The organism is Bradyrhizobium sp. GW821-FHT13H05 (assembly GCF_058804065.1).
This window is the reverse complement of sequence record NZ_JBXAPO010000002.1, coordinates 31,100-43,767: the sequence shown is the minus strand read 5'-3', so window position 1 is coordinate 43,767 and position 12,668 is coordinate 31,100. Positions and strand designations below refer to the sequence as shown.

The following is a 12,668-nucleotide window of genomic DNA, read 5'->3' as shown; positions in this document are numbered from 1 at the left end:
CGCGAGACCCTTCAAGGCATCCTCCGCCGTGATGCTATCCCTTGTCGCTCTCCGCAAAGCTGCTCTTGCGCGGCAGCAGGATCGTGAATTCCGTGAACGCGCCTGGCTCGGTCGCGACGTCGATCGTGCCGCCGTGCTGCATCACCACGATGTCGTGGCTCATCGACAGCCCGAGGCCGGTGCCTTCGCCGGCCGGCTTGGTGGTGAAGAACGGGTTGAACATTTTTGCCTTCACCTCGTCCGGAATGCCGGCGCCGTTGTCGCGGATGCGGATCTCGACGGTGTCGCCGCGGTCGCGGGTCGCGGCTGTGACCACCGGCTCGTAGCCGTCGGCGCCAGCATTCGCCTTGCGCCTGGTCACCGCATAAAACCCGTTCGAGATCAGGTTCAGCAGCACCCGCGTGATCTCCTGCGGAAACAATTCGGCGGAGCCTGCCGAAGGATCGAGCTCGCGCTTCAGCGTCACGTCGAACCGTGGCGTTTCGGCGCGCGCGCCGTGATAGGCGAGGTCGAGGCTCTCCTCGACCAGCGCGTTGATGTCGGCCAGCCGATGCTCGCCGCCGCCCTCGCGCGAATGCAGCAGCATGTTCTTGACGATGGAATCGGCACGCCTGCCGTGCTGCACGACCTTCGTCAGATTGTCCTTCAAAAGCCCCGTCAGCTCGTCAACCTCGGCGCGGATATCGCTTGCGAGCGACACGGGCGCAAGCACCTCGTTCAGCTCGTCCGTCAGCTCGGCGGAGAGCGCGGCGAAATTGTTGACGAAGTTGAGCGGGTTCTTGATCTCGTGCGCGATGCCGGCGGTGAGCTGGCCGAGCGAGGCCAGCTTCTCGGTCTGGATCAGCCGGTCCTGCGCCGCGCGCAAATCGTCGAGCGATTTGGCAAGCTCCCGCGTGCGGTCCTGCACCTCGTTGAACAGGCGCGTGTTCTCGATCGCGATCACGGCCTGGTCGGCAAAGGTCTTGAGCAGGCTGACCGCTTTCTCCGGGAAATGGCCGGCCTGCGGCCGCGTCACGCCGATGGTGCCGATGGCAACGCCGTCGCGCAGCATCGGGATCACCAGGATGCTGCGATAGCCGCGCGTTCGCGCCAGCTCCCGCATCGCGTCCGTGAGGTCGGATTCGTTCTGCATGTCGCTGCGGAAGGCGTAGTCACCGCTCGTTGCGACCCGGCTGTGAATGCCGGAGGCCGCAAGCGGCGCCGGAAACGAGCTGAGCAGTTCGGCGTTGCCGGCCTCATTGTCAGTGGTGAAGGCGGCCAGATGCAGCATGCCATCGATGACGCGGGTGACGGTGGAGGAATGTCCGCCGACCAGCGCCTTGGCACTGTCGGATATGGCCTGGAACACCGGCGTGACATCCGCCGGCGAGGCCGCGATCACCTTGAGGATGTCGGCGGTCGCGGTCTGGCGTTCCAGCGCCTCCCTGGTCGTGTTGAACAGGCTGACATTCTTGATCGCGATCACCGCCTGGTCGGCAAAAGTCTGCAACAACTGCACATGATGCCCGGCGAATGCGCCGGTCGTTCGCCGCGTGGCGATGATGACGCCCTTGGCTTCGCCTTCGCTCATCAAGGGCGTGAACAGCATGCTGCGAAAGCCGCGGGCGCGCGCGATGTCGCGTGCCGCCGGCTCGAGCTCGGTGTCGGGCAGCTGCGCCGATTCACCATGGGCCACGAGCTGGTAGGCCGGAAATTGCGCGAACGGCACCGGGAAAGACGCCTGCAGCACGCGATCGCCGGCCGGGTCGCCCGGCGTGAAGGCCACAAGGTGAGCGGCGCCGTCGATGTAGCGCAGCACCGCGGTGGAGAAGCCCCCGATCAGCCGGTTGGCATTGGCGGCGATGGCATCGAACACCGGTTGCACGTCGGAGGGCGTGGCGGCCATCACCTTCAAGATGTCGGCGGTCGCGGTCTGGCGCTCCAGCGTCTCCCGCGTCTCGTTGAAGAGACGCGCATTCTCGATCGCGATCACGGCCTGATCGGCAAAGGTCTGGAGAAGCTCCACGGCATCGGCCGCGAACGCACCGGGCTCGGCGCGGGTGACGCTGATCATGCCGACCGGCATGTCTCGGTTCATCAGCGGCATGAACAGCACGCTGCGGAAGCCGCGCAGCCGCGCGAGCCGGCGGTTCAGCTCCGGAACGTCGTCGGCTTCGCTGTCGGGGAACTGGATCGTCTCGCCGCCGCGCACCAGCGCGAAGGTCGGGAAGTCCGCGATCTTGCGTGGGAACGAGCCTTTCAGCCCCTCGTCGGCTTCGGGACTGGTCGGCGTATAGGCCACAAGATGCAGCTCGTCGCCGATGAACTGGAGCACGGTGGCGGAGAAGCCGCCGAGCAGGCGTTTTGAGCTGGACGCGATCGCAGCGAACACCGGCCGCGCATCGGACGGGGAGGCTGCGATGGTGCGCAGGATCTCTGCGCTTGCATTCTGCCGATCGCGCGCAATCGCAAGCTCGCTGCGCAGCCGCGTGGTCTCGGCCGCAAGCCCGTCGGCGATATCGTTGGAAGGGTCGGTCATTCGCAATCCGGCTGAATGCCGCGACAGGCGCGGCACAAGGCCGGATTATCACACCTCTCGCGACTGGGGCCAGCGCCCGCGACAGCAAGTCTTGCCGACGAAACGGGTCTCGCTCACGTTCCGGGCCGCGACACCTCGGTCTCCTTGCTGGTGATGAACTCCAGCAGCACCGGGATGCCTTCCTGCGTCTTCTGGATGCCGCGCCTGATCGCGGGGATGATATCCTCAGGCCTGGTCACGCGCTCGCCATAGCCGCCGAAGGCGCGCGCCATCGCGGCATAGTCGCCGGAAATGTCGGTCGAGCGATATTTTTCGGTCGAGATCGGCATCACCTTCAACTCGATCGCCATCGAGAAATTGTTCAGCAGGATCGACATGATCGGAATGCGCTCGCGCACCGCAGTCTCGAAATCCATGCCGGTGAAACCAATGGCGGCATCGCCCCAGACATTGATGCAGAGCTTGTCGGGCTTGGCGAGCTTTGCGCCCATCGCAAGGCCGAGGCCGTAGCCGAGCTGCGTCGTCTTGCCCCAGCCGAGATAGGAGAGTGGTTCCACCGCCTTCCAGAACGGCGAGAGCTGGTCGCGCGGGCTGCCGGCATCATGCGTGATGATGGTGTTTTTGATGTCAACGGTGTGCTGCAGGTCCCACAGCACGCGATAGGGGTTCAAGGGCGCGTCATTGCTGGTCAGCTTCGGCGTCCATTTGGCCAGCCACTCCTTGTGCGAGGCCGCGATCTCGGCCGCGACCGCCGAGGCGTCGCGATTCCCGGTGACGGTCTGGCTGATCTCCTCCAGCAGCGCATCGAGCACGAGACCGGCATCGCCGACGAGGCCGATCTTCGCCTCGACGTCCTTGTTGAGATGGTTCGGGTCGAGCGTGGAATGGACGATGGTTTTTCCCTTCGGCATCGCGATGCCAAAACTGGTCTCGGTAAAGGAGCAGCCGATGCCGAAGATGACGTCGGCCTCCGCGAGGAATTTGGAAACGGCGCGCGGCACCGCGAGGCCGCCGGAGCCGAGCGAGAGCGGATGTGTCTCCGGAAACGACGATTTGCCACCCAAGCTGGTGGTGACGGGAATGGCCAGCCGTTCCGCAAGCCGCTTCAACTGTGGCCAGGCCGCGCGTAATGCACGCCCTGGCCGGCATAGATCACAGGCCGCCTGGCGTTGACGAGGAGGGCGGCCGCCTCCTTCACATGAACAGGGTCGGCGCCGTAGCGCGTGCGCAGCACCGGCGTGTAGTTCAAGGGCTCCGGCACCTCCTCGTTCCACATGTCGGCGGGGATCTCGACGATCACGGGCCCGCCGCGGCCGTTCTTGAGCTTGGTGAAGGCGCGGCGGAAGATGCTGGTGACCTCGGCTGCCAGAATGATCGGCTCGGACGATTTCGAAAACGGCTTCATCGCCTCGCTGGAATTGAAGTTCGGCTCGATATACGCCAGCCTGCGCTGATAGCCCATCGGCAATACCAGGACAGGCACGGATTCGCCAAAGCACTGCGCGACGCCGCCCATCGCATTTTCCGCGCCGGGCCCGTGCTGCATGCAGAACGCGCCGATCGTGCGCCCCGACGTCACCCGCGAGATCGCATCCGCCATGTGGATGCCGACACGCTCCTGCCGCACCATCACGGGCCGGATCTCGGCCTTGGCCGCATGCTCGATCAGATGGTTGACGGGATAGCCGCAGAGGATCTCGATCCCCTCGCGCCGCATGATTTCTGCTATCGCAGTGCCGAGCTTCATGGCGTCTCTCTCCCTGGCATGGCCGGTTGGTCCGGCGTTGGGCAGAGAGGATCAGGAAATCGGGGGAGCGTAAAGCACGGCAGGGCACCTAAGCGGCGGGGCAGGCATGCGGGACGGTGTCTCAAGTAAGGCCACGAGTTCGGCAAGAGTTTTGCAGCGTAGCGCAGGATTCCCGGGCTCTTTGGAAATTTCGGAGGTGACATGACCAATCGTGTGCGCGATCTCTTCGATCGTTGGGAGCGGGTCTGGCATGAAGGTCAATATGACCTGATCCCGGACTGCGTCGGATCGCATTACATCCGTCATGATGAAAAGGGCGACCGGACCGTCACGCGCGACGACTACACCAGGGAACTGCAGGCCGTTCACAAAGACCGGCCCGGAATCCGGGTCGTGGTCTACGATCATTCCTTGACGACCGATCGCGCCTGGTTCCGCTTTGCATTTGTCTGGCCTGATGCCACGACCGGCGAAAAGCGCAGCCGCGCCGGCATGCAAGCCTACCGCATTGAGGACGGCAAACTGGCGGAGACCTGGATCACGATGCTCGGCCTTGGCACCACATGGGCCGATGAGCCGCAAGAGCGATGGACCAGTCGCAAGGGATGAGAAGTGTCGTAGCCCGGACGGAGCGCAGCGCAATCCGGGAAAACTGTATCCGCGGAGCCGGTCTCCCGGATTGCTGCGCTCCATCCGGGCTACGAACTGCCATCCGGGCTACGAACTGCCTTCGTTGCTACTTGCAGCTTTTGCAGATCGTCAGCTTGCGTTTCAACGCCTCGTCTTCTTGATCGATCAATTGCTGGGACGCAGTGCCTTTCAGATCGGGATCGGACTTGGCGCCCCTGGCTGCGCGCGACGTCATGGGTCGCGTCGCCTGATCCGGAGTGTCATTGTCGTCGTTGCCGACACTGAAGCCATCATAGTCGGCGGCAGAGTTCGGCGCTTGTGGAAGTCCGCCGGTCGCGGGTGTCGATGACATTCTGTCGGACGCTGCCGGGGAATTCCTGGCGCTCGCCCGTGGCGGCGATGCCTTGGGCGGCGCGAGCGAAACCGGCGGCGTGGACGAGGTCTGTCCTCTCGCGCCGTCGTGCGGCCAGATGCCAACAAGCATGAGGCTGAGTGCCAAGAGCGTCGCGCTTCTCATCTGCGTCCTTCAAGCAAGCTTCGGTTCGATCATTGATAGCACCGTAGCCCGGATGGAGCGAAGCGCAATACGGGGTCGCGGCGTCCGTTGGAACTGGGCCCCGGATTACGCTGCGCTCCGTCCGGACCACGATCCCTTGCGTTGCCCGTCGGGCAAAACACCCCAGCGGTAGGTCAATCGCCATCAGCCAAATATTCGTATTTACAGAAATTCGATTTTGCCGTACAAGTCGCGACATCCCGGCCCGCCACGAGGGGCGTTTCGCGATCGTCACGGGACGCGGGCTGGGGGTGCGGTGGCCGCGACGGCGTCGGCGCGTGAGGTTGGCTGCAGGGCGGGAAACCGTGAGCAGCGGCTGCGCGCTACGACACGGCGCTGACAGCGTTCTTGTTCGGTCTCGACGGCGAGCGCACGCCAGCTGTCGGGGATTGCGGACGGGGATGTGCGCGGACGGAGAAGTCGTGTGGTCCTGACGCCCGGGGTCTGTGCGTCAAGTCCTGTGGTGATGTGGCGACCAACCGGTGCGCGCATCAGTCATCCGCCAGGGCGACGGGGGCAATAGTGCATCGCTCCCCGGGGAGAGCACGAAGGACACCGTTAAAACCATCCGCGCAGGGAAGGCCGGGCGACCGGCACACCTGTCGTCCACCCCGTGCGCTTTCTCCAGCACACGCGGGACTGCGGGTGCCAGCCGGCGCCCGGCCTTCCCTGCGCCCTTGTTTCGATGAGGGCGAAAGCAGAGAGCAAAACTCGGGCGAAACACGCCGCGAGAACGCGAAAGTGTGTCAGCGAATGCAAATGTGAGACGAAAGGGTCATGTGATCGCCAACCCTCCGTCATTGCGCGCGCAGCGAAGCAATCCAGACTGTCGCCGCGGAAAGACTCCTGGATTGCTTCGCTGCGCTCGCAATGACGAGATTGCGGAGACGGCAGTGCCTCCGATCACATCCAGTGCAAAACTACTCTTTCTCCAGCAGCGCCCGCCGCAGCTTCCGGATGATGACGCCGCGAGCGCGGTCGTCGGCGGCGGCTGCGACCTTGTCGCTGATGTCGAGCATCAGCTCCGACATCTCGTTGTGCCAGTCGAGATGTGTGACGGCCTCCGGCGCGAGGCGACGGCGATGGTCGACATCGAGGACGCGCGGTTCAGGCGCCGCGAGCTCGTAGATGTCGTCCAGCACCGGCTGATAAATTTTGGCGGCCGGAAGAATCCGTTCGGACAGACGTTCGGCAAGACCGGCGATTGCGTCCTGTTCGCCGTGGGTGAGAAACAGGCCGCGGGCGATCGGGCGTCGCGCGGCGATCCAGCCGGCGATGCCGGCGGCGTCGGCATGGCCGGAATATTCGTCGATCATGCGGATGCGGGCGGCGACCCTGATCTCCTCGCCCTGAATGCGCACGGCCTTGGCGCCGTCCTCGAGGAAGCGGCCGAGCGTGCCATGCGCCTGGAAGCCGGAGAGCAGCACGGTCGCGCGCTCGTTCCACAGCCAGCGCTTGAGATGATGGCGGATACGGCCCGCGTCGCACATGCCGCTGGCCGCAATGATGATGTGAAAGCCGGTCAGGCGCATGATCGCCTTGCTCTCGGCAACCGTCTCGGTGAATTTGAGATGCGGCGAGTTGAGGAGGTGGTCGACGTCGACGCCGGGATCGAGGCTCGCGGTATGCTGGCGGAAGACTTCGGTCGCATGGATCGCGAGCGGAGAATCCAGGAAGATCGGCGCCGCCGGAACCTCGCCGCGCTCCATCAGGTGGACGATGTCGACGATCAGCTCCTGGGTCCGCTCCACCGCGAAGGCTGGGATCAGCAGCGCGCCCCTGGCGGCGGCGGCATCGCGGATCTCGCTGGCGAGGTGTTGCCGGCGCTGCTCGGGCGTGGTCACGGCGCGCACGCGATCGCCATAAGTGGATTCGCAGATGACGTAGTCGAGGTCCACCGGCGCCTGAGGATCGGGCTGGAGCAGCTTGGCCTCCGGCCCGACGTCGCCGGAGAGCAGCACGCGCAACGGCCGCTGCTCGCCGGCCTCGTCGAATTCCAGCTCGATCGAGGCGGAGCCGAGCAAATGGCCCGCGTTCCAGTAGCGTGCGCGAACACCGGGGATCACGTCGGCCCAGTGCTCATAGTCGACCGGGCGGAACGATTGCAGCGATGCGGTGGCGTCGGCCTGGGTGTAGATCGGCGCGACTTCCTTCCGCCGGCGTGCCGCATTGCGCCGGTTCAGCTGCGTGACTTCGGATTCCTGAATGCTCCCGGCGTCCGGCAGCATCCACGAGCAGAGGTCGATGGTGCCGCGCGTCGCCAGGATCGGGCCGCTAAAACCCTCACGGACGAGTTTCGGCAGCAATCCACTATGGTCGATGTGCGCGTGTGTGAGCAGCACCGCCTGGATGTCGGCGGGGCGAAATGGGAAGGCGCCGTAATTGAGTGCCTTGAGCGTCTTCTGTCCCTGGAACAGGCCGCAATCGACCAGGAAGCGCCCGGTCGCAGTCTCGAACAGATAGCTCGAGCCGGTCACGGTGCGGGCGGCGCCGCAAAATCGAACGGTCACGCTCATGTCGTCGTCTCCGGCGGAAATGTCGGGGTGAGCTCGCGCCTGAGGGCCGCGCCCAGAATTTCGTCGAGCGCGATCGCGTTGGTCGGATGCGGTACGCTGTCGCTCGAACGAATCGAGCGGATGCCCGCGTCGGTGAACGCAGCGATCATCTCGGGTGGAAACAGTGCGTGCGTCACGATCGTATCGACGGCACTCGCGCCCATCGCGCGCAATCTCTTCGCCGCGACCATCAGCGTCGTGCCGGAGGAAACGATGTCGTCGACCATCAGCGCCGGCCGTCCCGCGAGCAGGGCCGCATCGGCAAAATCGATCTCAACGGCACGATCGCCATGCCGTATCTTTCGCGCGACCGTGTGCTGTAAGCCCAGCCGCCCCGCGAGGTCTTTCACCCAGGGCTCGGATTCGGCATCGGGGCCGATCACGACGGTTGCGGGATCGGTGCCGGCCGCGATAAGCGCGTTCGCAATCGCCGGCATCGCGGACAGGTTTTCGGCCGCGATGCCGGGAAAAACGGCGCTGATGTCGTGGGTACGATGCAGATGCGCATCCACGGTGACGACGCGGTCCACGATGCCCGCAAGCAGAGCGCCCAGGGCACGCTGACTGATGGCTTCACCCGCATGAAACGCAATGTCCTGCCGCATGTAGCAGAGATAGGGCGCGACCAGCACCAGCCGCTTCGCGCCGCCGCGTCGCAGGGCCTCTGCGGCGAACAGCAGCGCCATCAGCTTGTCGTTGGGCTGGTCGAGTGCGGCGTAGAGGATGGTGGTGTCTGCCGCCGCTGCGACCGTGACGCGCAGTTCGCCATCCGGGAAGCGGTGCACGGCGATCTCGGCGCAGGCAAGCCCGAGCCGCGTCGCGAGACGCTTCGCCGCCTCGGTGCCGAAGGGCAGGGTCTGGAATGCGATCGTGCTCACGACACGGTCTTGCCCTGGAGGGCGTCATGACCGTTGACGGCATAGCCATTGTCCGCCGCGGCGGCGGAGGCAACGAGATCATGCTCGGGGCGGTCGAAGGTGTAGACGCGATAAAGCGGCTCGCCCTGCTCGACGCGGTCGCCGATCTTCTTGAACAGGCGAATGCCGGCGCCCTTGTCGAGCGGCGCGCCGGCGGTGCGTGCGAGGCGGTTCAGCCGCAGGCAATCGATCGCGGACACCACGCCGTCATGCGCCGCCTTGACGTCGAAGCTGAGCGATCCCAGCTCGGCGTTGCATGTGGATGGGCCCTGGGCGTCGATGATCTTCTGCATCTGCTTCAATGCCGCGCCGCTGTCGAGCAGCTCGCGCGCCCGCGCATAGCCGGCGCCGCCACGCAGCCTCGGATCGTATTCCAAGAGATGGGCGGCGAGCCGCAGCGATTTTTCGCGCAGGTCGCGCGGCGCACCCGGCTCGTTGCCGAGCACCGCCATCACGTCATTGGCCTCGAGCACCGGCCCGATGCCGTTGCCGATCGGCTGGCTGCCGTCGGTCGTGATCACCTCCACGGTGCGGCCGAAACGGTCGCCGACGAACTCGAACAGCTTTCGCAGCCGCATCGCCTCGACGGCACCGGTGACTTTTGCGGTCGGCCCGACCGGAATGTCGATCAACAGATGCGTCGAGCCTGCTGCGATCTTCTTGGACATGATCGAGGCGACCATCTGCTCGCGGGTATCGAGGCTCAGCGGGCGCTCGACCGAGATCAGCACGTCGTCGGCCGGCGACAGATTCACGTGCCCGCCCCAGATCAGGCAGCCGTTGCAGGCCGAGACGATCGCCTTCATCTCGTCGACGCCGACATTCACCCGCGCCAGCACCTCCATCGTGTCGGCGGTGCCGGCGGGCGAGGTGATGGCGCGCGAGGAGGTCTTGGGGATCGGCAGGCCGTGCGCGGCGACGATCGGCACCACCACCATCGAGGTGCGATTGCCCGGAATGCCGCCGATGCAGTGCTTGTCGACGACAACAGGGGCCGGCCAGACCAATTGCGTGCCGGCCTCGGCCATTGCGCCGGTGAGGGAGAGAAGCTCATCGCTGGTGATGAAGCTCGCCGAACCGATCAGAAAGGCGGCGATCTCCATGTCGGAGTAGCGATAGTGCGCGAGGTCATTGATGATCGCAGTGATTTCCGCCCGGCTCAACGTACGCCCGTGGATTTTGGCACGCACCGCTTCCAGGCTCTCCGGCGGCGAGGCGGGTGTCACGGCGACGCGTGTGCCGACCGGTTCGGCGAAACGGCGGAATGCGGGCTCGGAGAGGCCGATCTCGTCCTGGGCCACCAGCGTGTCGTCGTCCGTGATCAGCAACGTCGCCAGCAGCACCTTGCCGTCAAGGCGAAGCTCGACGCGGCTGAAGCCGCGAAAGATCTCCGCGCGCAGCGCCTTCGACTGCCTGGAGATGACGACGACGTTCTCGCGGCCGGTATCGAGGCGGACGCGGCGGGTTTTCAGTTGGGAGTGCGGGAGATCTGGATGCATGGGCGCGCCGGCAGGAAAAAGCTCCTGCCTCCATGCTTAACCGTCATCGCCTCAGTGCTCTTGACTCAGATCATGGTCCGGGACGCAGGTCAGCCGGTTACTTCATCGCCGCGCTGATTGAGTTGAACTTGCCGTTCAGGAGCGCGCTTCCCGTGTTGTTCACGGCGGTAATGATCGCGAGCGCGATGCCGGTGGCGATCAGGCAATATTCGATGGCGGTGGCACCATTTTCGTCGGCAAGAAATGACCTGAGCAAAGTCATCGTCAACTCCTGTTCATCCGTTCAACGTAGGCTGGTGCCGTTTTCGGAATGGTAAAATTGATTCACTAACTTTTCGCGGGCGCGCCAAAAAGGCAGGTCGGATGGTCCTCACCTGCCGTTTCACATCCTGTCATCGATTGACTTAAGGTTTCGTGACCCAATTCGGATGGATTTGGCGATGTTGTCGCTGGTCTCAGGGCGTGATCGGGCGTCCTGGCGCGGCCTTGCTGGAGCGTTTCAGCACTGCTGCAAGGCGCCCGACCAGATAGCTCACCACGCGCGGCTGCGAGCGCGCTGAGCTATCGGCGAGGCGCTGTTCGTCGGCCGTGTCGTTCACGAGGCCGATATAGTTCTTTCTGGCGTCCCGCTGCTGCACGGCGTGCAAATCCCGGTTCAATCGACGGCGCGACCTTGTTGCACGCAACGGCAATCGACGGTTAATTTTGTCTTCCGTACGACTACGTGGCGCCGCGCGGGTGGCGACGGCCGCTGAAAACGAGAGCTCTGCTTAACGGATTGTTGAGGCTACTTGCGGTGGACGTCCGCGTTCAGAGCCCGCAACATCGCGATGCGGGCGAACATCATCCAGCCGCCGCCGGTCTCGGCCGCATTGATCAGGGTCTCGATCGCGGTCTGCCAATGGCGGGCGTGCTGTGCGTCCTCGGGCAGTTGCATGATGTGATCGGCCGCCTCCTGCAGCGTCCGCAACTTGCGCCCGCCGCGCAGGGAAATGGGATCATCGAACGCCCCCGACCAGGGCATGTCAGGCCGTCCGGTCGGCGAGGGGCGAGATCACGATGCGATCGAAAGGCGTGTGCAGCTAGCCGGCCTTCTTCGCCCGCGCGGTCGTGCGCACCGGCTTGTCGGCGGCCTTCTTCGCTGTTTCCTTCGGAGCTGTCTTCGCCGCAGCGTCCTTGCCGCCCTTGCCGGAGATCGGCAGCAGCATCTCGCGCTGGCCCTCGACGCGCTTCTTCGGCTTCTTGCCTTTGGCCACCTTCACCGCGGGCGCCGCATCCTTCTCGTTGGCGATGCTCTTCTTCAGCGCGTCCATCAGGTTGATGACGTTGCCGCCGGTCTTCGGCGCAGCTTTCGCCGCAATCGGCGCGCCCGAACGCTTCTTGTTGATGAGGTCGACCAGCGCGCTCTCGTAATGATCCTCGAACAGTTCCGGCTCGAATGCGCCGGACTTCTTCTCGACGATATGCTTGGCAAGGTCGAGCATGTCCTTGGTCAGCTTCACGTCCTGGATGTCGTCGAAATAGTCCTTCTCGCTGCGGACCTCGTAGGGGTAGCGCAGCAGCGTGCCCATCAGGCCGCTCTCGAGCGGCTCCAGCGCGATGATGTGCTCGCGGTTGGTCAGCACCACGCGGCCGATCGCGACCTTGTCCATGCTGCGGATGGTCTCGCGGATCACCGCGAAGGCGTCATGGCCGACCTTGCCGTCGGGCACGAGGTAGTAGGGGCGGATCAGATAGCGGCTGTCGATGTCGGTCTTCGGCACGAACTCGTCGATCTCGATCGTGTGCGTGGAGTCGAGCGCGATGTCGTCGAGCTCGTCCTTGGTGACTTCGATGTACGTGTCGGTATCGACCTTGTAGCCCTTGACGATGTCGTCGGAGGTCACCTCGTCACCGGTCTCGGCATCGACCTTGAGGTACTTGATGCGGTGGCCGGTCTGGCGGTTGATCTGGTTGAACGAGACCTTCTCGGTATCCGAAGTGGCTGGATACAGCGCGACCGGGCAGGTCACGAGCGACAAACGCAAAAAACCCTTCCAATTGGCGCGGGGGGCCATGGGCTACTCCAAACGCAACGGGGACAGACTTATGAAGATACCATCGGGGAACACCGAATCATAGCAAGGCGGGATGCGGAATCTTGCAACTGCGTTAACCGGTCGCCGGGCGTGTGGTTGCAGCCTCATCGCATGGTCAAAGCCGGAACATCATATCGGATCGGGCGTTGGATCGGGACGCAAGGGCCG

Annotated in this window: 10 protein-coding genes and 1 pseudogene; 1 reads left to right on the top strand and 10 read right to left on the bottom strand. The window is 64.6% G+C overall.

From position 1 onward, the window contains the following. Positions 1–34: 34 nt before the first annotated feature. Complete coding sequence (locus AC1RR3_RS04780) at positions 35–2,518, bottom strand: GAF domain-containing sensor histidine kinase (RefSeq protein ID WP_492819892.1); 2,484 nt, start codon at positions 2,516–2,518, stop codon at positions 35–37. A gap of 113 nt (positions 2,519–2,631) precedes the next feature. Beyond that, positions 2,632–4,265: pseudogene (locus AC1RR3_RS04775) on the bottom strand (thiamine pyrophosphate-requiring protein). Positions 4,266–4,466: 201 nt separating this feature from the next. Here AC1RR3_RS04775 and AC1RR3_RS04770 point away from each other — a divergent pair. Next, positions 4,467–4,874 carry an ester cyclase gene (locus AC1RR3_RS04770; RefSeq protein ID WP_492819890.1) on the top strand — a complete coding sequence of 136 codons (408 nt, stop codon included), beginning with the start codon at positions 4,467–4,469 and terminating at the stop codon, positions 4,872–4,874. A 127-nt stretch (positions 4,875–5,001) separates the two neighbouring features. On the opposite strand, the gene AC1RR3_RS04765 is transcribed toward AC1RR3_RS04770, so the two are convergent. The 8 genes from AC1RR3_RS04765 to ku all read right to left on the bottom strand — a co-directional run bounded on the left by AC1RR3_RS04765 (position 5,002) and on the right by ku (position 12,479). Next, on the bottom strand, positions 5,002–5,412 hold the full coding sequence (locus AC1RR3_RS04765) for a hypothetical protein (protein WP_492819888.1): 411 nt from the start codon (positions 5,410–5,412) through the stop codon (positions 5,002–5,004). Positions 5,413–6,371: 959 nt separating this feature from the next. Continuing rightward, entirely contained in the window at positions 6,372–7,967 is a 1,596-nt protein-coding gene (locus AC1RR3_RS04760; protein WP_492819886.1) for an MBL fold metallo-hydrolase, read from the bottom strand. Further along, the gene (locus AC1RR3_RS04755; protein WP_492819884.1) at positions 7,964–8,884 is read right to left on the bottom strand and encodes a ribose-phosphate pyrophosphokinase; all 921 of its coding nucleotides are present in this window, start codon (positions 8,882–8,884) and stop codon (positions 7,964–7,966) included. The genes AC1RR3_RS04760 and AC1RR3_RS04755 overlap by 4 nt, the downstream gene beginning before the upstream one ends. After that, the gene (locus tag AC1RR3_RS04750) at positions 8,881–10,422 is read right to left on the bottom strand and encodes a thymidine phosphorylase family protein (protein WP_492819882.1); all 1,542 of its coding nucleotides are present in this window, start codon (positions 10,420–10,422) and stop codon (positions 8,881–8,883) included. Before AC1RR3_RS04750 ends, AC1RR3_RS04755 begins: the two co-directional genes overlap by 4 nt. A gap of 97 nt (positions 10,423–10,519) precedes the next feature. Next, positions 10,520–10,684: a Flp family type IVb pilin gene (locus AC1RR3_RS04745; protein ID WP_492819880.1), complete on the bottom strand. Its 165-nt coding sequence runs from the start codon at positions 10,682–10,684 to the stop codon at positions 10,520–10,522. A gap of 193 nt (positions 10,685–10,877) precedes the next feature. Next, a complete protein-coding gene (locus tag AC1RR3_RS04740) occupies positions 10,878–11,060 on the bottom strand; it encodes a hypothetical protein (protein WP_492819878.1) in 183 nt (60 codons plus the stop codon). A gap of 149 nt (positions 11,061–11,209) precedes the next feature. After that, entirely contained in the window at positions 11,210–11,446 is a 237-nt protein-coding gene (locus tag AC1RR3_RS04735; protein WP_492819876.1) for a hypothetical protein, read from the bottom strand. Between the two features lie 58 nt (positions 11,447–11,504). After that, complete coding sequence (gene ku / locus AC1RR3_RS04730) at positions 11,505–12,479, bottom strand: non-homologous end joining protein Ku (protein WP_492819874.1); 975 nt, start codon at positions 12,477–12,479, stop codon at positions 11,505–11,507. Positions 12,480–12,668 lie beyond the last annotated feature (189 nt).